General features: G+C 40.5%; 20 protein-coding genes. 15 read left to right on the top strand and 5 right to left on the bottom strand.

The genetic code is table 11. The annotated features are described in order from the left end of the window. Positions 1–46: 46 nt before the first annotated feature. Positions 47–811: a peroxide stress protein YaaA gene (yaaA, locus tag K6V21_RS00740; RefSeq protein WP_217712724.1), complete on the top strand. Its 765-nt coding sequence runs from the start codon at positions 47–49 to the stop codon at positions 809–811. A gap of 13 nt (positions 812–824) precedes the next feature. On the opposite strand, the gene aat is transcribed toward yaaA, so the two are convergent. The 5 genes from aat to K6V21_RS00715 form a co-directional block, all read right to left on the bottom strand. Continuing rightward, the gene (aat, locus tag K6V21_RS00735) at positions 825–1,463 is read right to left on the bottom strand and encodes a leucyl/phenylalanyl-tRNA--protein transferase (RefSeq protein ID WP_224320558.1); all 639 of its coding nucleotides are present in this window, start codon (positions 1,461–1,463) and stop codon (positions 825–827) included. 4 nt (positions 1,464–1,467) lie between these two features. Continuing rightward, the gene (locus K6V21_RS00730; RefSeq protein WP_224320557.1) at positions 1,468–3,696 is read right to left on the bottom strand and encodes an AAA family ATPase; all 2,229 of its coding nucleotides are present in this window, start codon (positions 3,694–3,696) and stop codon (positions 1,468–1,470) included. Positions 3,697–3,712: 16 nt separating this feature from the next. Beyond that, positions 3,713–4,021: an ATP-dependent Clp protease adaptor ClpS gene (locus tag K6V21_RS00725; protein WP_025725925.1), complete on the bottom strand. Its 309-nt coding sequence runs from the start codon at positions 4,019–4,021 to the stop codon at positions 3,713–3,715. A 720-nt stretch (positions 4,022–4,741) separates the two neighbouring features. Continuing rightward, entirely contained in the window at positions 4,742–5,476 is a 735-nt protein-coding gene (locus K6V21_RS00720) for a hypothetical protein (RefSeq protein WP_224320556.1), read from the bottom strand. A 221-nt stretch (positions 5,477–5,697) separates the two neighbouring features. Continuing rightward, positions 5,698–6,132 carry an acyl-CoA thioesterase gene (locus tag K6V21_RS00715; RefSeq protein WP_007210119.1) on the bottom strand — a complete coding sequence of 145 codons (435 nt, stop codon included), beginning with the start codon at positions 6,130–6,132 and terminating at the stop codon, positions 5,698–5,700. Between the two features lie 80 nt (positions 6,133–6,212). Here K6V21_RS00715 and K6V21_RS00710 point away from each other — a divergent pair, with 80 nt between their 5' ends. The 14 genes from K6V21_RS00710 to K6V21_RS00645 all read left to right on the top strand — a co-directional run bounded on the left by K6V21_RS00710 (position 6,213) and on the right by K6V21_RS00645 (position 21,803). Beyond that, a complete protein-coding gene (locus tag K6V21_RS00710) occupies positions 6,213–6,776 on the top strand; it encodes an L-threonylcarbamoyladenylate synthase (protein WP_217712702.1) in 564 nt (187 codons plus the stop codon). A 141-nt stretch (positions 6,777–6,917) separates the two neighbouring features. After that, on the top strand, positions 6,918–8,708 hold the full coding sequence (locus K6V21_RS00705) for a chloride channel protein (RefSeq protein ID WP_007210121.1): 1,791 nt from the start codon (positions 6,918–6,920) through the stop codon (positions 8,706–8,708). 12 nt (positions 8,709–8,720) lie between these two features. Then, complete coding sequence (fmt, locus tag K6V21_RS00700) at positions 8,721–9,692, top strand: methionyl-tRNA formyltransferase (protein WP_217712701.1); 972 nt, start codon at positions 8,721–8,723, stop codon at positions 9,690–9,692. A 202-nt stretch (positions 9,693–9,894) separates the two neighbouring features. Then, positions 9,895–10,488 carry an RNA polymerase sigma factor gene (locus K6V21_RS00695; RefSeq protein ID WP_217712700.1) on the top strand — a complete coding sequence of 198 codons (594 nt, stop codon included), beginning with the start codon at positions 9,895–9,897 and terminating at the stop codon, positions 10,486–10,488. A gap of 204 nt (positions 10,489–10,692) precedes the next feature. Beyond that, the gene (locus K6V21_RS00690) at positions 10,693–10,878 is read left to right on the top strand and encodes a hypothetical protein (protein ID WP_224320555.1); all 186 of its coding nucleotides are present in this window, start codon (positions 10,693–10,695) and stop codon (positions 10,876–10,878) included. Between the two features lie 63 nt (positions 10,879–10,941). Then, positions 10,942–11,592 carry a ribulose-phosphate 3-epimerase gene (rpe, locus tag K6V21_RS00685; RefSeq protein ID WP_217712698.1) on the top strand — a complete coding sequence of 217 codons (651 nt, stop codon included), beginning with the start codon at positions 10,942–10,944 and terminating at the stop codon, positions 11,590–11,592. Positions 11,593–11,648: 56 nt separating this feature from the next. After that, positions 11,649–13,751: a ComEC/Rec2 family competence protein gene (locus tag K6V21_RS00680; RefSeq protein ID WP_224322110.1), complete on the top strand. Its 2,103-nt coding sequence runs from the start codon at positions 11,649–11,651 to the stop codon at positions 13,749–13,751. Positions 13,752–13,860: 109 nt separating this feature from the next. Next, positions 13,861–15,087, top strand: a complete 1,227-nt coding sequence (locus K6V21_RS00675; protein WP_224320554.1) for a 6-bladed beta-propeller — start codon at positions 13,861–13,863, stop codon at positions 15,085–15,087. A 121-nt stretch (positions 15,088–15,208) separates the two neighbouring features. Continuing rightward, entirely contained in the window at positions 15,209–15,586 is a 378-nt protein-coding gene (locus tag K6V21_RS00670; protein ID WP_217712696.1) for a DUF2809 domain-containing protein, read from the top strand. A 494-nt stretch (positions 15,587–16,080) separates the two neighbouring features. Further along, positions 16,081–17,190: a BF3164 family lipoprotein gene (locus tag K6V21_RS00665; protein ID WP_224320553.1), complete on the top strand. Its 1,110-nt coding sequence runs from the start codon at positions 16,081–16,083 to the stop codon at positions 17,188–17,190. Positions 17,191–17,359: 169 nt separating this feature from the next. Then, positions 17,360–18,079 carry a hypothetical protein gene (locus K6V21_RS00660; RefSeq protein ID WP_224320552.1) on the top strand — a complete coding sequence of 240 codons (720 nt, stop codon included), beginning with the start codon at positions 17,360–17,362 and terminating at the stop codon, positions 18,077–18,079. Between the two features lie 521 nt (positions 18,080–18,600). Further along, positions 18,601–20,544 (top strand): hypothetical protein, encoded by a 1,944-nt coding sequence (locus K6V21_RS00655; RefSeq protein ID WP_224320551.1) that lies wholly within the window; start codon positions 18,601–18,603, stop codon positions 20,542–20,544. A gap of 36 nt (positions 20,545–20,580) precedes the next feature. Then, positions 20,581–21,459 (top strand): DUF1573 domain-containing protein, encoded by an 879-nt coding sequence (locus K6V21_RS00650; RefSeq protein WP_224320550.1) that lies wholly within the window; start codon positions 20,581–20,583, stop codon positions 21,457–21,459. Positions 21,460–21,491: 32 nt separating this feature from the next. Further along, complete coding sequence (locus K6V21_RS00645) at positions 21,492–21,803, top strand: hypothetical protein (protein ID WP_224320549.1); 312 nt, start codon at positions 21,492–21,494, stop codon at positions 21,801–21,803. Positions 21,804–21,813 lie beyond the last annotated feature (10 nt).

The raw sequence follows: 21,813 nt of genomic DNA, 5'->3' as shown, positions 1-21,813 counted from the left end.
ATTCGATTTGCATTATCTTTGTTTCCCAAAAAACTTTGAACGTGATATGTTGACATTCATCTCTTGTGCCAAAACGATGACGGCACGCACATCTGTAGGAGTCCCTGAAATAACCGTTCCGTACTTTCAGGCGGAAGCAGTACAGAATGCCTTGGATATGGGGCAATTTTCAGCTGCTGACCTGGAACGTCTGCTACGTATAAATTCCAAGATTGCCGCTGAGAATTATCTGCGCTATCAGGATTTCTTTTCGGAGGCAAATTCTGCGATGCCCGCTATCTGTGCCTATACCGGTGCGGTGTTCAAACGTATAGTACCGAAAGATTTTTCCGAAGATGATTTTCGTTATGCTCAGGAACACATGCGCATCACTTCCTTTCTGTACGGACTGCTTCGTCCGCTGGACGGGATAAAGCCTTATCGTATGGAAGGAGATATACGCCTGCCCGAAAGGGGAGGGATGACTATGTTTGATTACTGGAAACCTTTGCTGACGGATTATTTTATAGCGGATATCAAACGTCAGGGTGGCATACTCGTTAATCTTGCCAGTGGTGAGATGAGAGATCTGTTCGACTGGAAGCGAGTAGAAGAAGAAGTCCGTGTCATTACTCCCGAATTCCAGGTTTGGAAAGGCGGGCAGCTAAAGACGATTGTGATATATGCCAAGATGTGCCGCGGGGAAATGCTACGCTATATTATTAAAAATCGGATTGAAAATCCCGAAGACTTGAGAGCTTTTACGTGGGAGGGCTTTGCATACGATGAAGGGCGCAGTACGGATGAGCACTTGCAATTTACGCTGGTGTGATCAGCGGAGGTGGCTATGATTGCAAAAGCTCCATATATTCTTCGTAGCTGATATATCTTCCTCCCATTGATTTCAGATGGGGAGTTTCGAACTGGCAGTCTATCAGTACGCCGCCATGCTCTCCGAAGAATTGCGCCAAGTGGATGAGGGCTAACTTGGATGCACTGGGAACCAGTGAAAACATACTTTCACCGAAAAAGCAGCGTCCCAAGGTTACTCCATAGAGTCCGCCTACTAACTGTTCTCCTTCCCATATTTCCACGCTGGCGGCAAAGCCCTGTTCATGCAGCAACGTGTAAGCTTCTATCATTTTCGGACCGAGCCAGGCACCTTCCATATCCATCCTCAGTTCTCCGCACTTACGGATGACTTCATCAAAAGCCTGATTGATGGTGACGTCGTATTTCCCCTTGTTCATGAGCGTACGCATGGAGTGTGAGATATGGACTTCGTCGGGGAAAATGACGAAGCGTTCCAGCGGGCACCACCATTGTATCATACCCTCCTGGAAAGCGTACCAGGGGAATATTCCGTTGGAGTAAGCCAGGATGAGGCGGTCGGTCGATAGATCACCGCCCACTGCCAGCAATCCGTCCGGATCGGCGTAGTGCGGATCGGGAAATGTAATTTCGTCAGTTAGCGCAAAGACCATAGTATTACTTTGTTGAGAGTTGTAGGACTAACTGATCTTTGTCTACCTGTATGCAAGTTTTACCGCCGGATTTTAAGGAACCGAATAAGATTTCGCGCATCAGGAGTGGTTTCAGATGCGAAGCTATCACACGGTCCATTTCGCGGGCGCCATATTCGGGCAGGAATCCACGTTGCAATAACCAGTTGCGGGCTTCCGGGCTCAGTTCCATCTCTATCTGGCGTGCAGCAAGTTTGCTGCTCAGTTCCCCAAGCTTCTTGTCGAGGATAAGTGAGGCCATTTCCCGACTCATATCGTGGAAAACGACAGTAGCGGACAGACGGTTGATAAACTCCGGCTTGAAGGTCTTCTTGACCTGTTTCAACATGGCTTCCCCGGCTGTAATCTGACTGCTGAATCCAATAGATGCTTGACGGGCAAATTGTGCACCGGCATTTGAAGTCATGATAAGTACTACGTGTCGGCAGTCGGCTTTTCGTCCTTTGTTATCCGTAAGAACAGCATAGTCCATCACTTGTAGCAGGATGTTGAATACATCGGGATGGGCTTTTTCTATTTCATCAAGCAGCAACACACAGTTGGGAGTTTTGCGGATGGCGTCGGTTAATAAACCACCGTCTTCATAGCCTACATATCCGGCGGGTGAACCGATTAATTTGGCTACGGTATGCTTCTCGGTGTATTCGCTCATATCGAAACGTTGCAGGGAAATACCCAGTTCGGAGGCCAGCACTTTGGCTACTTCGGTTTTACCTACTCCGGTAGGACCGACGAAGAGCAGGCTTGCCAGCGGTTTGTTTTCATCCAGCAGTCCGGCTTTGGACATTTGTACGGCTTCCACCACTTGGCGCACTGCCTCTTCCTGGCCGTAAATTTTGGCACTGATACGTGCATGCAAAGTTTCCAGTGAGGTGGTATCTTCTTCTTTCATGGCGAGTGCATCTACTTTGCAGATACGGGCGAGTACATCGGTTATCAATGTCTTGTCTACAATTTGCTCTCCGGAAGGTATAGGGTGAATTTCGCGATAAGCTCCTGCTTCATCCACCAGATCGATAGCCTTGTCGGGCAGAAAACGGTCGCTGATATAGCGAACACTCGCTTTGACGGCGTAAGGGATTACATCAGGTTGATAGGTTACTCCATGAAATTCTTCATATTTTTCTTTCAGACCTTCTACGATATGGATGGTTTCCTCAATGCTCGGTTCAAGTATGTCAATTTGTTGAAAGCGACGCACCAACCCTTTGCTGCGGGCAAAGTAACGGTTGTATTCCTCATATGTGGTAGAGCCGATGAAACGGATGTCTCCGCTTTCCAGATAAGGTTTCAGCATATTGGATGCATCCATGGAACCGTCTCCTGTACGTCCGGCACCTATCAGATTGTGTATCTCGTCGATATAGATGATGGCGTGTCCCTCGTTGCGAACACCTTCCATAATAGTTTTCAGGCGTTTTTCGAAGTCACCCCGGTATTGCGTACCTGCCAGTAGAGTGCCTAAATCCAGTTCATAGATACGGCAGTCGAGGAGTCGTTCGGGGACCTCGCGTGCTTCGATGCGGGCAGCGAGTCCGTAAGCGAGGGAGGTTTTGCCAACACCCGGTTCGCCTACATGCAACGGATTGTTTTTCTCTTTGCGACAGAGCACCTGGATGGTTCGTTCCAGTTCAGCTTCCCGTCCGATGAGTGGATTATGATCTTGCAGACAGTCATTCAGACAAGTTACAAAGCTTCGCCAGGGCTCGCTTTTTTCCTGTGGAGAGGTTTGCAGATCGTCTTCTTCCTCCACTTCTTCATATCGGGAGATGAGTTGGCTGATAAATTCGGGTAGATCTTCTTCAAGAGTTTCTTTCAGAATATGGCATGCCCAGGAGTCTTTGAGCTGAAGCATGCTTTGCACTAAATGGGGGACGTTCAATGCTTCAGCACTTGAATAGTCTATCATCAGATAGGCATGTTGTATCAGTTCGTTGAGCTGGGTTGAAACTTCCAGTTCATAATCCATGTCTGCGGGAACGCTTTCCAGTTCTTCCGTGAAATAATTCTCTAAAGAGAAAGCAAGTTCTCGGGGGTCACAAAAACACATATTTAAGGCACTGGTAAAGGGACTCTGTTCCAGAAATGCACTTAGCAAATGCTCAGGTGTGATAAATTCATGGCGATAAGATATCGCTTTTTTTTGTGCATAGGTGAATGCGCTGTTCACATGCACTGTATTTTGTATATCCATAATCTTCTCCTAATTCTTATTCTTCTTCCGGCGCAACGGTGAGCCGGAGTGGAAAATTTTCTTCGCGTGCCATACGGGTGGCTTTTTGTACCTTCGATTGTGCAATGTCGTATGTATAGATGCCCACCACTGCCGATTGACTCTTATGTACCTGTAACATCAGCGTTTCCGCTTCTGCTGCCGATTTAAAGAATATGGTAGTAAGTATCTTGACGACAAACTCCATTGTGGTGAAGTCATCGTTATAGATGATCACCTTGAAATGCTGCGGCTCGCGCAGGTCTGTACGTTCCTTTTCTTTGAAAGATGATTGCTGCTGTTCCATAATGGGGGCAAATTTATGAAAAAAGAGGCAGATAAAGGCTGCATACGAGTATTAAACTTACTGTAGTAAAATGTGCAGCTTATTTCTTGTATATTCATAATCCGCCCAGGAATATATGGAAATTGTCGTGTGAAGTAAAAAACTATTAGAGAAAAAATAGGAGTAACCAAATGGCAAAATGATAATTCTATTCTCTGACATTTCTTTCTTTGTGGAATGATGCTTGGATACATGAAAAAAACGCAAGGATATATGAATGGGTAAGGTCTAAAATGACACGAATAATCTTTGAATTAAATCTATTTGCAAGAATAATGGGGTGTTTCTATGCATAAAGATTGTGCTTTTCTGAGCATGGTTGAAAAATGGTTTTATTGTTTGGCCGGAGGTTTACTTCAAGATAGAAAGAATCCTATCTGTTTTTCAGTGAGGCTACACCATTAATGGAAGATGGTATCACCCTTTTGGTTAAAGGGTGTCATCTTTTGATGAAAAGGGTGTAGCCATAATAGTAAAAATAGTTTTTTTTCAGAGAAAGAAACCATGTATTTAGAGTAAACAGATGGTCTATTGGGGGTAAATGGATTGTCTGTTTGCTTAAAATAGGTGGTCTAAATGTTAAAAAAGAAAGATATCTTTTCCCGGAAGAACTTATTTGCTCAATGTGATTGTTTGTGATAATAGGGATAAAGCGTTTCTATGTTATGTAAAGTGAATGATTTAATGACTTTTTGATAAAAAGAATTTTGCGTGATGAATCTTTTGTTTTGATATTTGATTTACGATTTTGGTATATATTAAAAATGGTATTTGCATGATTCCTATTGCCCAGATAATAAAGCAAATTGTCGTAAATACAAATACGATTCGATGGATTATATGAATCTCGGAAGTTTGAATTCTGAGAAAACCGGCAAAGGGAATTAGAATGATTGGAAGCATAAAGCATAGAACGCTCCATCCCCAACAGAAACGGAACAATTTTCTATGGTTTTCATAATTTCTTCCAAGGTCTGTCCATGCGGTTGCAATGGCAATTGTACCAAATATGTTAGCCAGATAAAGACCGATTCCTGCACATTCAAGATAATTTCCGCAGTCTGCTACTCTTGTCCAAAAAAGGTAGCTGAAACATGTTGGAAGCAGGCACGAGTAACATGTAAACAGGGGAATCTTTTTTATGAGTTGAATAAATATATTGATGAAGATAAAGAAGAGAATAACATAGAATATTATTCGGTAGTAGTCGAAAATAGAACCTGCTGGCGGGAATGCGTTAGTCATTATTCCTGCATCGCTCACCATTTGGACAGGCATATTGATAAGACTGAATTGCCCTCTTAAGGATTCTTGTGGTGACGTAATGTTTAACCAAGGCAGCAGGCAACTGATAAACAGAATAGCAGAGCAACCGGCTTGAAGCAATGTGGAAAATGATCTTTCTTGTTTTTTCATAATATTAGTTGTTTTTACGTCATATGCATTATGGACATAACAAAATTATACAATATATTTCTATTATCCAAATCTATAAATTGTACCGGATTGACTAATAGTGTTTTACTGAAAGTCGAAAAGCAGTGTTTGCATATGAAAAATCCCCTTTACATGCAGCCCTTATGGATAAAGGAATAGTGCAGTGAAAGGGGACTTCTTGTATTTTATTATATTTGTTTTTATTTTTTCTTTCTCAAATCCCTTCCTTCGTATTTACAGATTGCCTGAATCCATTCTTCTTCCAGAGGTTTAGATTCATGTTTCTCTAAATCAAAAGTTACCATTACAGAGGTGCATATGCACTTGATCTCCTGTGTTTCCGTATCAATCACCCGCTGTGCGAGGTGAAAGCTTTTGGTGCCGATTTCAGTAACGGCGGTTTGTACAGCGATATGATCCGAGCCATAAATCTGTGCAAGGAAGTTCGCTTCTATGTGTACGACGACAATACCGTCTTTCTCCCAATCAACGTCCGGACACACAGAAGCAAAATACTCGGTTTTTCCCAAATCATAGAAAGAGAAATAAACCGTATTGTTCACATGGCCGAACTTATCGACATCATTAAATCGTAGTTGTATGGGCAGGGTGTGGTTAAATTGAATTTCTTCCATTGTTTTCTCTTAAACTTTTCTATTAATCCGTGCAAAAATAGTACTTTTGCGTGTTAATCACTGTATTTATACACCAAGAAATGATAGAAGATATTAAAAAAGCCTGTCAAGTGATGAACGAAGGCGGAGTCATTCTGTACCCCACCGACACCATTTGGGGAATAGGTTGTGACGCCACCAACGAAGAAGCTGTGCGGCGTGTGTATGAGATTAAGCAGCGCTCGGACAGTAAGGCGATGCTTGTGTTGGTAGACTCTCCTGTAAAGGTAGACTTCTATGTGCAGGATGTGCCTGAAGTGGCATGGGATTTGATTGAAGTGGCAGATAAACCGTTGACGATCATCTACTCCGGTGCGCGAAACCTGGCACCTAACCTGATTGCCGAAGATGGTAGCGTGGGTATCCGGGTAACGAATGAAGAATTCTCAAAACGGCTTTGTCAACAGTTCCGTAAGGCGATTGTTTCTACATCGGCCAATATCAGCGGACAACCTTCGCCGGCAAATTACAGTGAGATCACAGAAGAACTTAAGTCCATGGTCGATTACGTAGTGGGCTATCGACGGGAAGAAATGGGACATCCGAAACCATCCAGCATCATAAAACTGGATAAGGGTGGTGTTATAAAAATTATCCGGAAATAAAATAACGGACTAAAAAAGGTATCGTTATTTTTAATCTCTGTAAACTCGGGTATGCCCTGAGTTTGTCGAAGGATTTTCTCTCTTATTATATGGATACGAGAGTAAATTCTTTATTTCGTTTAGATTGGTAAATATAGGTATATGGAAAAAGAGAAGAGAAGTTTGTTTCAGCGTTTCCTTTTATGGCGTGAAAAGAATATTAAGGAAAAACAGTTTATCTTGATACTCAGCTTTCTGGTAGGTATCTTTACGGCTATTACAGCTTTGATACTGAAGATGTTGATACACTGGATACAGAATTTCCTGACGAACAATTTCAATACAACGGAAGCCAACTACCTTTATCTGGTTTATCCGGTAGTGGGTATTTTTCTGGCAGGATTGTTTGTACGCTATGTGGTGAAGGATGATATCAGTCATGGGGTTACTAAAATTCTCTATGCGATTTCCCGCCGGCAAGGGCGGATTAAGCGGCACAATACATGGTCGTCTGTGATTGCCAGTTCCATAACCATTGGTTTCGGTGGTTCGGTAGGAGCAGAGGCACCTATCGTATTGACAGGTTCCGCTATTGGCTCCAATCTGGGAAGTGTTTTTAAGATGGAACACCGCACACTGATGCTTTTGGTAGGCTGTGGTGCTGCCGGTGCTATTGCTGGTATCTTCAAGGCGCCTATTGCAGGACTGGTGTTTACACTGGAAGTACTGATGATAGATCTGACTATGACTTCTCTGCTTCCGTTGTTGATTTCTGCAGTGACAGCTGCTACAGTGTCCTATATTACTACCGGAACAGAAGCAATGTTTAAATTCCACCTTGACCAGGCATTTGAGATGGAACGTATTCCTTACGTTATCATGCTGGGTATATTTTGCGGACTGGTTTCGCTCTATTTTACCCGTGCAATGAACTCTGTGGAAGGTTTGTTTGGCAAGTTGAAAGGCCCTTACCAGAAATTGGCTTTGGGTGGTGTCATGTTGAGTATCTTGATATTTCTTTTTCCACCGCTCTACGGTGAAGGCTACGATACCATCGAACTGTTGCTGAACGGTACTTCCAATGCCGATTGGGATACAGTGATGAACAACTCTTTTTTCTATGGACATGGGAATTTGCTATTACTCTATTTGATGCTCATCATCTTGTTCAAGGTATTTGCATCCAGTGCGACAAATGGTGGTGGCGGTTGTGGTGGTATCTTTGCACCTTCTTTGTATTTGGGATGTATCGCCGGTTTTGTCTTCGCTTTTTTTAGTAATAAGTTTGATTTCTCTTATTATCTGCCCGAAAAGAATTTTGCCCTGATGGGTATGGCGGGTGTGATGAGTGGTGTCATGCATGCCCCGTTGACCGGAGTCTTCCTGATAGCCGAACTGACAGGTGGATATGATCTTTTCCTTCCGCTGATGATTGTAGCAGCCAGTTCTTATCTGACAATTATTGTTTTCGAACCTCATAGTATTTACTCCATGCGTTTGGCTAAAAAGGGAGAACTGCTGACTCATCATAAAGATAAAGCGGTGCTTACTCTGATGAAGGTGGAAAATGTGGTGGAGAAAGATTTTGTAGTGGTTCATCCGGAGATGGACTTGGGAGAATTGGTGAAAGCGATTTCAGCCTCACGGCGTAATATATTCCCGGTAACGGATAAGAGCGGAATACTGATTGGCATTGTTACCTTAGACGATATCCGGAATATCATGTTCCGGCAGGAGCTATATCATCGTTTTACGGTAGGCAAGCTGATGACGGCTATCCCGGCACGCCTTTATGACACGGATAGTATGGAACAGGTGATGCGCACGTTTGATGATACGAAAGCATGGAACCTTCCTGTGGTAGATGAAGAAGGGCACTATCTGGGATTTGTTTCCAAGTCGAAGATATTCAATTCATACCGTCAGGTATTGGTACATTTCTCTGAAGATTAATAAAGTTGTTATATGATGAAGAAAGAAGATTTACGAATAGTCTATATGGGGACTCCGGATTTTGCAGTGGAGTCTCTGCGGTGTTTAGTAGAAGGTGGATATAATGTAGTAGGTGTCATCACCATGCCTGATAAACCGGCAGGGCGGGGACATAAACTTCAGTTTTCTCCAGTGAAACAGTATGCGCTGGAACAGAATCTTCCTTTGTTGCAACCGGAAAAGTTGAAAGATGAGGCTTTTGTTGAGGCTCTGCGTGAGTGGAAGGCCGATTTGCAGATAGTAGTTGCTTTTCGTATGCTGCCCGAAGTGGTGTGGAATATGCCACGTTTAGGAACTTTCAATCTTCATGCTTCCCTTTTGCCTCAATACCGGGGAGCTGCACCTATTAACTGGGCGGTAATCAATGGTGATACGGAAACCGGTATCACGACCTTTTTCCTGCGTCATGAAATCGATACGGGTGAAGTGATTCAGCAAGTTCGTATTCCTATCGCAGATACGGATGATGTGGGCATTGTGCATGATAAGCTGATGATGCTTGGTGGAAAACTGGTGACTGAAACGGTAGATGCGATCTTGAATGATGCAGTGAAACCTATTCCACAGGAAGAAATGGCAGTTGTAGGCGAATTGCGCCCTGCACCGAAGATTTTTAAAGATACCTGCCGTATCGATTGGAATCAGCCGGTGAAACGTATTTATGATTTTATTCGCGGTTTGTCTCCTTATCCTGCTGCCTGGTCAGAGTTAGTTCAACCTGATGGAGAGGCGGTAGTTATGAAAATATTTGAGACAGAAAAAATAATCCAATCTCACCAGTTGACTCCCGGAACTTTGCTGACGGATGGTAAGACTTATATCCATGTAGCCGCTGCTGATGGATTTATCGGCATACGTGCTTTGCAACTTCCCGGTAAGAAACGCTTGAAGACAGATGAACTTTTGCGTGGATTCCGGTTGACGGAAGAATTTAGAGTGAAATAGTTACGAGCTACGAGCTACAAGCTACGAGTACTATGCAGAGTGACAGCGCAGCAACTTGTAGCTTGTAGCTCGTAGCTTGTAACTTAATTATTGCTTCTAATATTGTTTCTTTCCCAAAAATTTCCTTTCTTTGCGTATTATTAACTACTAAACATCGAATGCCTATCGGAATACATTACGCTGAAATCTAAAAACACACGTAATGAAAGTACAAACAAATGCTGCTGACGAAACGTTAGTGGCCCTTTATGCACAAGGCAATAACGAGGCATTCGATATTCTGTTGAACCGCTATAAAGATCGTCTTTATACGTACATCTATTATACGGTGCGTAATGAAGAACTGGCGGAAGACATCTTTCAGGAAACTTTCACAAAAGCCATTGTCACCATTCAGCAGGGACGCTACAATGAAAACGGTAAGTTCCCAGCTTGGTTGACTCGTATCGCGCATAATCTTATTATCGACTGTTTCCGTCAGGAAAAACAGGAAAACCTGGTGTCTTGTGATGAAGAAGAACGGAATTTACTGAATAATATCCGACTGTCCGAAGGAACGGTTGAAGCTGAAATCGTGAACCACCAGATTCTTGCGGATGTACGTCGCCTGATGAAACATCTGCCGGACGAACAACGGGAAGTAGTGCATATGCGCTTTTATCAAGACCTCAGTTTCAAGGAGATAGCAGAAATGACGGGAGTCAGCATCAATACCTCTTTGGGGCGGATGCGCTACGCTATTTTGAATTTGCGCCGGATGGCGGAGAAGCATGGAATCGTGTTGACGATGGATTGAAGGGTACTCAACCGGATATTGGCCCAGGTATGGTGTTTTGGCACTAACCTGGGCTGATTTGTTTACATATCTCATGTTTTTTTATAACTTCTTGTATACTATATCTCTTCTTCTCCCGTTCTTAGTATATAAAGTTCCTCCTGCTTCTTTTTTGCAGCCCGCAGCTTTAACTAATTAATTATTAATTCTCAGTTCAATAAGCCTATGGATAAAAAAACTACTCCTTCTTTTTCTTCTTCATCCGTGAAACCGCGAAGTTCTGATAAAGCATTGCCGGATGGACATCCGCAGCCTTCCGTGAAAACTTTGGATTTTCTTCGTAACCTTGCACGTAATTATCGTACAGTGCCTCAGCTTCCGCAAGGCTTGCAGGGTATAATATTAGGATGAATGAAATCTTTTGTCTATATTTGTGCGTTATATCTATATATAACCTGTAAAATGTAGTGTATTATGAAACCAATCATAGCTCCCTCTATCTTGTCCGCAGATTTCGCTTATCTGGCAAAGGACTTGGAAATGGTGAACCGCAGTGAGGCCGACTGGTTCCACATTGATATTATGGACGGTGTGTTTGTTCCTAATATATCTTTCGGTTTTCCTGTATTGAAATATGTGGCAAAGATGGCTACAAAACCTCTGGATGTGCATCTGATGATTGTACAGCCCGAGAAATTCATTAACGAAGTGAAGGCGCTGGGTGCGCATACCATGAATGTGCATTATGAGGCTTGTCCGCATTTGCATCGGGTGGTGCAGCAGATCCGCGAAGCGGGTATGCAACCTGCCGTAACGCTTAATCCGGCTACGCCCGTATCAATGTTGAAAGATATTATCCAGGACGTATATATGGTGCTGCTGATGAGTGTGAATCCCGGTTTTGGCGGACAAAAATTTATCGAACATACAGTTGAGAAAGTACGGGAATTGCGTGCTTTGATAGACAGTACCGGTTCGAAAGCATTGATAGAAGTGGATGGTGGTGTGAATTTGGAGACAGGTGCCCGCCTGATAGCTGCCGGTGCAGATGCATTGGTTGCAGGTAGTGCCGTGTTTGCAGCTCCTGATCCTGAAGGTATGATACATTCGCTGAAGGATCTCTAAATCTTCATCCGTTGATAATTAACAGCCTGCAACGACATCCGTTTCTACGACTTTTGATGCCGTTTGCAGGCGGTATTGTATGTGGAGATGCGCATTTCTTCCGGCAGCGGGCGGAACTTTCCTTAAATATTCCGGCAGAGACATCCTGTCCGGTTTCCAATCTTTTTCCTGTCTGGATTTGTCTGGCAGGTTTCCTGTTACTGTTTCTTACTTATTTCCTTTCTGATAAATATCGTATTCATTGGCTGTATGGAGTTTCCGTCTTTCTCTGTTGTTTTGGATTAGGCGCCGGTATGACGGAAGAATATTTGCATCGTACGGATTTTCCTTTTTCCGATGAGGCGGCAGTCTATCAGGTGATTCTTCAGGAAAAGCCGGAAATGAAAGAACGAAGCGTGTTATGTCATGTCCAATTAGAGGGAAAAGTGAATGATGAGGATTTGCAGAAAAGTGAATATGGACATACATTTTTATTCTATTTCCCGAGAAATTCCGCAACTGTTGCATTAAAGAGGGGAGATCGATTATGGGTACATACTCGTATTGCCCCTCCTGTCAATAACGGGAATCCTGACGAATTTGATTATGTACGTTATCTTACTCGTAAAGCTGGCACCGGCACAGCGTATATCTCTGCCGGACATTGGCGGATAATAGGTCATAATGCTTCCCGCTCCCTTCAGCAAATAGCTTTGGACTATCGGGAAAAAGTGGTGGAACTATATCATCGTTTAGGTTTTCAGGGAGATAATCTTGCAGTACTTTCGGCTCTTACGGTGGGAGATAAGGAGAATTTGAGCGAGGATATACGGGAAACTTATTCAATTGCTGGCGCCAGTCATGTACTGGCACTTTCAGGACTTCATATAGGCTTGCTTTCTACTTTATTTTTGTTTTTCTTCTCCTTTTTGTGGAAGCGGTGGACTGCTTTTAAACCCTTGGGATTTTTTCTGGTTATTCTCTTTTTGTGGGCATTCGCTTTTCTTACGGGATTATCTTCTTCTGTGGTACGATCCGTAATCATGTTCTCTCTGCTGGCTGTATCCCGTTTACAATCTGAGAAATTGTTATCGTTGAATACACTGGCGGCTACTGCCTTTTTAATGTTACTTTATAATCCACTTTGGCTTTTTGATGTGGGGTTTCAATTGTCTTTTGTAGCGGTAGTTTCTATTTTGTTGATACAGCCCAAACTTTACAGCCTGCTCTCTGTCAAGCGTTGCATTCCTCGTTATGCTTGGGGATTGCTGACGGTTTCCGTTGCTGCGCAAATCGGTACGGCTCCTTTAGTTATATTCTATTTCTCCCGTTTCTCTACTCATTTTCTGCTGACAAATCTGTGGGTGATTCCTATGGTGACGTTGATTTTGTATTCTGCGGTTCTTATGCTTATCCTGACTCCTTTTCCTTTCCTTCAATCTGGCTGTGCTTTAGTGGTCGATGCTCTGTTAAGTGCTCAGAACAAAGTTCTCTGCTGGATAGAAGAACTGCCAATGTCCTCTATAGATCGGCTTTGGATAGATCATTGGGAGATTATGCTGTTTTATCTTTTTCTATTGTTTCTGTTTCGGAGTTTGGCTATCCGAACTGCTCGCAGCATATCCTTTCTGCTTTGCTGCCTGTTGTTGCTGATCACTTATCATACGATTTCCGTCAGCCTGTCTTCTCCTCAGCGCGGCATTGTTTTTTATAATGTCCGTGGCTGTCCTGCCGTCCATTGCGTTGCTAATAGTGGAGAATCCTGGTTGGCTTATGCTGATAGTGTGCCGGATACTTCCCGTTTGCACCGTGCACTCGTACCTTATTGGAATCGTCAGCATCTCTCTATTCCCAATGCTTTGCCTGCTGATTATTCTACTTCCGGTCTGGCTTTTCATAATCACATTGTTTCCTATGCGGGCAGGCGGGTTTGCCTGCTCCATGATGCCCGCTGGAAAAATAAGATTTCAAAGCACCCTTTACAGATCGATTATTTATACATTTCCAAAGGCTACAATGGTCGTATTGAAGAATTGACTTCTTTGTTCCGCATCCGAACCGTTGTTTTGGATGTTTCTCTCTCAGACTATCGTAGTGATATTCTTAAAAATGATTGTTGCCGTTTAGCTATTCCTTGTATAGCTTTGAAGGAGAGAGGAGCGCTTTGTATCCATTTGTAGAAAATATATTATTGAAGTTTACTAAGTATAGTGACTATTCTTTTCATAATCTTGTTTTGATGATTACTTTTGCAATTGATTATGTAAGAGAAAGAAAATGTAATATACTATGAGAACACTTACACTGTTAATGGCATTAATACTGGGATTATTGACTACTCCTGGTGAAGAGAATAGCGGTTTAACAAAGGAAAATGGCTATGTGATTAATTTGGATCGTGCTGAAAAGTTGGAGAAGATGACTTATTCATCTTTATTCAGCAAGGCGGGAATCATTGTATTGGAAGATACGGATGAATCATTATTAGGAAAAGTTGATAAGTTAGAAGTCTGCGATAATAATTTGTATGTATTGGAAAAAGGCAGAGGGCTTTTTCTGTTTAATAAGCAGGGTAAATTTATAAAGATGATAGGTCGTAAGGGGAAAGGACCCGGTGAATACATTGATCCGGGTGATATAAGTGTCGACAGGGAAAATAAGAAAATATATGTACTGGACTCCCAAACTCAGAATGTATTGAAGTATAGTAGTAATGGAACTTTTGAAAGTTCATTTAAACTGGAAAATAAAGGTACAAGATCCACTTTTATTCAACCTTTTAAGAATGCGCTGTATACGAATCTGTATACATTTGATGAATCCGGGAAACGATTTCTTTTGAGTAAAGTGGACGTTACTAATGGAAAAAGAATTTCTTTTCAATTCGAGGCTTCTCAGTATAATAAGGGTTGGAATGAACTATTCAGTACTGATCAACATACCTTTATCTCCGGCCCTACCGGAAATCCCAAGTTTATGCAGATCTTCATGGATACAATATTTGAAATAACTCCCAAAGGAATAAAGCCGTATATTACTTTGCAAAGTAAAAAGCTTGTGACAAAGGAATATTTAGAAACTTTGATAGCAGAGAATGATATGTCGAAATCTGTAAGAGTGTCAAAAATATACGATAGATTGATGAAAACCGATAAAATATATAATGTATTTGATTATTGGGAAACCGGTAAATATATTCATTTCAGCTATCATGTAGGCTTCTATGGTTATTCCATTCTTTATAAGAAAGAAGAGAATAAAGCTTATGTTATGCCGGGTATAACTGACGATTTGCTTTATACGGATAAAGCAGGCACATTGTTAATTCCCAAACTATATTCATTTGATGAGGACCGGGTATATTGCATCGGCATGAATGACGGTTTCACCAAGGATATCTTTTTAGAAAATATGAAGAAAGGCGGAATAAACCCTCGTATAGAAGGGGCCGATAAATTGCAGACCTTGACGGAAGATTCAAATCCGATTATTATATATTATGAGTTTAAGAAATGAAACTCGTGAGGCATTAAGTAATTTATCAGAAGATGATAATCCGATATTGTTGTTGCTGAAATTTTGAAGTTTCCCATTTATAATAGATTTTAATTTTCCAAATATGTAATAAGAGCGATTTATGGATAATAGAAATGATACATTTATTGGTAGCCGTTGGTTTTATGCAATTTGTTTTGCAGGGTTGTTTGTGGTCGAAACATTAATAGCCCTTTTTGTGCGTGACGCATTCATACGTCCCTATATGGGAGATGTATTGGTGGTAATACTCGTATATTGCTTTGTGCGTATATTTATTACCCGTCCATTGCGATGGCTGCCACTATGGATATTCCTGTTTGCTTGTTGTATTGAAACGTTACAGTATCTGCAATTGGTTACTTTATTGGGGTTGCAAAATTGTACGTTGGCAAGGGTAGTATTGGGTACGTCATTTTCATGGTGGGATATTGTTTGCTATGCTGTTGGGTGTCTGCCTTTACTTTTTATCAGGCGGTAAACGGAACTCGCTCTCAAGTGGCAAAATAAAGAATATGAAGATAACCAAGGTGCTATGTAAAAGCAAAGAAAGGGCAATGCTTTTTTAAAGAAAGAGTAAGAGTCTGTTTTAAAATGACAGGATTGAACACGGAGACACGGAGGATGAAGAAAGAAGAAGGATTCTTTATCACTTTACGTATGCAACTTCAGTTAAATTGGTTTGAATTCTTTGTTTATATGAGATTAATCATTTTTTAACCTCTAATTAATCTTATATGTTACTATTAATTAACCTTAGCTCTTTATATTTGTACATAGCATTAGGCCTCTATGTAAAAAAGATTATTTAGAGAAGAACTACTATAATTGTTAGAAGCCGCCTGCTTTCGCTTTTGATTTCATCTTAAATGAAAAATAGATAATGTCCGCCTTGAAAAAATTAAAGAATGTAACAGAAAAAATGATTGTATTTTATAGAAATGTGGTTGAATTGGAAATAAACAGGTAAATAGTATGAAAAGAATTAGAGGTATATTTTGTTTTGTGATGTTGTTTATTGTTTGCATAAGTTGTCGTGAGAAATATGATGATGGCAAATATTTTAATGGCGATATCCAAAAAGTCGAAGATAATAGTGGAACAGTGAAAAAAGTCACTTTAAATAATGTTATATTGCATGGTGCAAACTATGGCTATATTGCAGTCTATGATTCACTGATGTTTTTTTTGAATCCCAAATTACCGGATCATTTTTATAATATATTCAATATAAATACCGGAGAGGAGATTGGAACCTTTTGTAGTAAAGGAGGTGGTCCTAAGGAGGCTGCTGCTTTTGGACCTATTTCACAATTCTTTAAAATAGGAAATGAATTGCAGACTTTATTATTCGCTCCTAATGAAGAAAAATTAGTTATTTGGAATATAACTCAATCTATTAAGCAGGGTATTACTGTCATAGATAAGATTATTCCGTATGCTTGGAGAGATGCGAATGGGGGAGCATGTTATAATGAGATGTACCTTCAAGATGACAGTATATTATTGACTAGGGTAGATCCTTTCCCTTTAAGTGATGAAGAATCTACTTTACTGTTTTATCAAAAACGGACGCTTGATACTAATAAGGCGTTAAAGAACTATTCAATTTATAAGCAAACAATAAAAAATGAGGAAGCTTCCATTGTATCCGAAGCTTTTTTTACTTCTGCTGATGCCTTTAAGCCGGATGGGACTAAGGCTGTGCAAGTGATGGGGCACCTTCCGCAATTGAATGTTTTAGATTTTGAGACTGGACAGGTCGTGGGATATCGTATGGAAGGGGGAGATGATTTTTCAATCTTTCAGGGAAAGAAAAATATAAAAAATTATTATGTAGAAGTGCAGGCTGACGATAATTATATCTATGCATTGTATTGGGGAAAGGACAGATGGGGAATGCATGAGATTCCGTATGTCAATACTATTCATGTTTTTGACTGGCATGGTAAATTAATACAGAAGTTGGAGACGGATTATGATATTGATAAAATGTTTTTGGATACAGTTAGAAACAGATTGTATGTAACAAGACCAAAGTCTGATGATGTGTATTATTTAGATTTAGATGAGGTCTTTAATTAGTTTTTTTGTAGTAATATTTATTAAAAGACAGGCCGATTATGAAATATCTTGTATTTACAGCTTTTTTGCTTTTTATCTCATGCAAATCAGAAAAAAGAAGTGAGATTCGAAACGTTACTGAAACTTTGTTTGTGGATTCATCAGCAACAGTTAAGCTAGAAGGAGAAAAATGGATTTACAATCTTATCCACAATATTTGGCAATTTTGGATTTGAATGAGACATTGGATAAGAATAAAACTGTATATGAAAAGAAATACAGTTTTACTGATGAACAGCGTAACTCTGTTTTTACATCTTCTAATACAGCCTTTTATATAGAAGAGAATGTTTTTCTGTTAACAAAGGCACCGGAACGGTCAGGAAAAATAGAAGATAACAATACTTATTTTGAATTATATGATTACGCTAAAAATAAGATAATAAAAAGCTTTTATGCTACAGACTTGCCATTTATACCTCAAGCATTTCAATTGTATAAAGGAGTATTGTCCTTAAAAAATGATCGTAAAAAAATAGCATCGTTTATGCGCTTCATACCAATGCTTGCAATAACGGATGTTGAGACTGGAAGTTCTAAGCAAATTTTTCCTTTTGGGAAAGAGGAGGAACTGGAATCGTACATAGAGAAACCGGGACATTATTATTGGTCTGTATGTTCAACTGACAATCGCATTGTTGCATTGTATAAAGATGGGATTGCTCCGAGTGAATTAGAGAATGTATCGGTTTCCTATTTACATATATATGACTGGGAAGGCCGTCTTTTGTGTAAAATAGAAATAGAGGATAATATAAAATGTATTACTCTTAGTGAAGAAACGGGTATGATTTATGCTGTATTAATGAACGATGAAATAAAACGCTATTGTATAAAGCAGCATCTTTAATTATAAATACTATGAAATATTTTGTTATATTATTAACCTCGTGTAATGTTTTGGGCTTTAGTAAAATATGTGTATTAATAGAAGAATGGAATTGAAATAATATGTCCTTTTTTATAAGCTCTACTTCTGTCTTGCCCTGTATTTGATTGGTAACTATTAGTATCAACTAAATACAGGATAAGACATAAAGATAAAGATAACCCAGGTGCTATGTAAAAGCAAAGAAAGGACAATGTTTTTTTATAAAGAGTAAGAGTCTGTTTTAAAATGACAGGATTGAACACGGAGACACGGGGAATGAAGAAAGAAGAAGGATTCTTTATCACTTTACGTATGCAACTTCAGTTAAATAGGTTTGAATTCTTTGTTTGTATAGGATTAATCATTTTTTTAATCTATAATTAAGTTTATATTATACTATTAATTAACCTTGGCTCTTTACATTTGCACTTGCCTAATGGTGGCATTAGACCTCTAAGTAAAAACGTTATTTAGAGAAGAACTACTATAATTATAATACTATGAATAGAGTACAGGTGACAATAATATGGTCTCTGTCAATTGTATTTTTTGTATCATGCGAAAGTGCGGGAGATAAACGTTTGGATTTTGCACTCGAACAGGCCGGAAAAAACAGGATAGAACTTGAAAAAGTGCTGAACTACTACCGAAATGATAGTCTGAAGTTAGAAGCCGCCCGCTTTCTTATAAGGAATATGCCGGGGCATGGCGGTTATGAAGATGACCGTCTGGACAGTGTGAAGGCAGTGATGAAGGCCGCGGTGGAACTGAATATAGGAGGTTATCTGCCTGATAGCGAATGGAAGCGCAAGTGGACTGGCTTTAACTACAGGACATTGCCGAAACGTCCGGATATTAAATACATATCTGCCGATTATCTGATAGAAAATATCGAACAATCCTTTAAAGTTTGGGAAGAAAGCCCGTGGGCAAAGAATTATTCATTTGATGACTTTTGCGAGTGGGTATTGCCCTATCGTATAGGTGACGAGCCATTAGACAATTGGCGGAAAATGTACTATGATCTTTATAAACCGGTTTTAGATTCGCTGTATACCGGTGACGATATGGTAGAAGCCGTTAACCTCCTGGCACGTCATTTTAAGCGGACTAATCTATTTGTTCTTACCACTGAATACCGTATGCCGCATTTAGGTGCCCGCTTCTTGTCAGAATATCTGGTAGGCACTTGCCGTGAAATCACCGACCATGCCGTATACGTCTTTCGGGCATTGGGCTTTCCGGTAAATATAGATAAATATTGGTATTCTCCTTCTAATCAGCACGACCACATGTGGAACGTACTGAAGGATTCGGACGGTGGATTTATCCCATTCTGGTATATGGATTCGTCCGACTTTGTGGTGAAACGTGGGTCTACGGACGGCAGAAAGAAAGGTAAAGTCTACAGGAATACTTTTGAAGCGCACGATAGTAAGACGGCTTCTTTGTTTGGACCTTTTTATCAGGATGTGACGGCGGAATACTTTGGTGAGAATGAATTCAAGGTAAAGGTTGATGACAATATAGAAGGAAATAGTATTCTGTTGGGAATGTTCAGTCCTTCCGGATATGTCACAGTGGATGAAGTTCCATTACGACGCGGCAAAGCACAAGTGAACAATATAGAACCGGGCGTTATTTTCCAGCCTTTGACCTCTGAGAACGGAACACGTTCTCCTGCCGGATATCCTTTTATGGTAGTAGACGGAAATGTACGCTATTTTGAACCGAATATGTCGAGGGCGGTCACTGCCCATATACGGAGAAAATACCCGTTAAGACAATACCTTTATGGTTACATGGCTACCATGACAGGTGCTGAGATTGAGGTGAGTAATGACTGGTATTTCCGTACGAGTGAGCTGCTTTGTTGCTTGACAGATACTCCCCGCACCAACCTCAATTATTATTATCCGAAGATTTCACGCCCTTATCGTTATGTGCGTTTCACTCCACCGCCTCCTGCCTATCCCACAGCAGATTGTAGGGCGGAAATTGCGGAACTGGCATTCTTTGATAGTGTGGACAGTGAAGAACATCTTCCTTCGAAAGCCATATACGGTGGTGGTCCGGTGGATGAGAATCCCGCGCACGACATAGACAAGGCGTGTGACGATGATTGGCTGACATTCTATTATTCATCAGGGCCGCAGGATTCCATCGTATTTGACCTGCAACGTGCTCACACCATAAAAAAGATATTATTCGTTCCTCGCAATGATGATAATTTTATCACTCCGGGCAATGTGTATGAATTATTCTATCAGTCTGGCGTGAAGGGATGGATTTCTTTGGGAGTACAGACTGCTATTACCAATGAATTAATCTATCGGAATATTCCTGAAGGTGCCTTGTTGTGGTTGCGCAATTTGACGCGCGGGAAGGAAGAGCAGGTATTCTATGTGGAAGATGGGGAGCAGAGGTTTGTTGGGTATGAGTGAAAATAATCATATTGTATGATGTTTTATATTAATGATATGAAAGTAATTATTAGAATGATTTTAGGGCTATTTGGGGTAACCTGTAGTATACTTATTCTTTTTTCGTGTGGAGGAAGTGGACAGCATAAGGCAAATCGTGTTTTGGAAGAATGGATAGGACGACAAGTTGTTATTCCGAATGATTTAGTTTATACTAAGTATGGTACGGATACAGTGGAATATTCACAGGCTTATACGGATTATAAAATTTTGGTTTATGTGGATACCGTAGGATGTACAAGTTGTCAACTTCAACTTGAAAGATGGCTGGATTGGGTTGACTGCTTGAAGAATAAATCTTCTTACTCTGTATCCTATTTATTTGATTTTTATCCTAAGGATACTGAAGAACTTGTTGATTTATTGAGATTCTATGACTTTTCTGTGCCAGTCTGTATAGATGAAACAGACCGTCTTAATCAATTGAATAAATTTCCTGCGGGTGGAAAGTTTCATACATTCCTACTTGACAGAGACAATAAAGTGGTGCTTGTTGGAAGCCCGGTTAATAATGAAAATATAGCGGAACTTTATAGAGATATACTATTAGCTCCTGATACGGTTCCAATGATGCGAACTGATGTGGAAATATCACAACGTGAGGTTAACTTTCCTAAAATAGCAAAGGATAGTATACAATATTCTTTCCCATTAAAGAATGTGGGTAATAAAAAGTTGCTTATTAATGCAGTAAATGTGAGTTGTGGATGTACTTCGGTAGAGTATACAAAACAACCTATAAATCCGGGTGATTCTGGTTTAGTGAAAGTTTTTGTGAAAAAAGAGAAAGAAGGGTATTTCAATGAAACAATTACGGTGTACTGTAATGCATCAGACAGTCCTTTAGTCTTGAAATTGTATGGAAATGCAATATAAATCAATTAATTATTAATTAAAAATGTATGAACATGAAAAGAAAAGTGTTTTATGTTTTGGTTATGGTTGCCATTGTGGCTGTAGCTTCCGTTAATGTTCTTAACTTAAGGACGAGTGCTTCTACTGGTAATTTGTATCTGGCAAATCTTATGGCTTTGTCAGATGGTAATGAAGGTGGCGGCGGTGAAACTGAATGGGGATGTGGAGGTAATCCAACCTATACTAAAAATGAAAGTTTACAAGAAGCTCCATGTGGGAATGGTGGAACACATTTGCGATGTTTATTTAAGGCAAGTGTTTGTTGTGACCCTTCTAAGCAGACTACTTGTAGCGGTTATATTTAGTAAAATCTGT

This window comes from Bacteroides cellulosilyticus (assembly GCF_020091405.1).
Lineage (GTDB): Bacteria > Bacteroidota > Bacteroidia > Bacteroidales > Bacteroidaceae > Bacteroides.
This window is presented reverse-complemented; position numbering and strand designations above follow the sequence as displayed.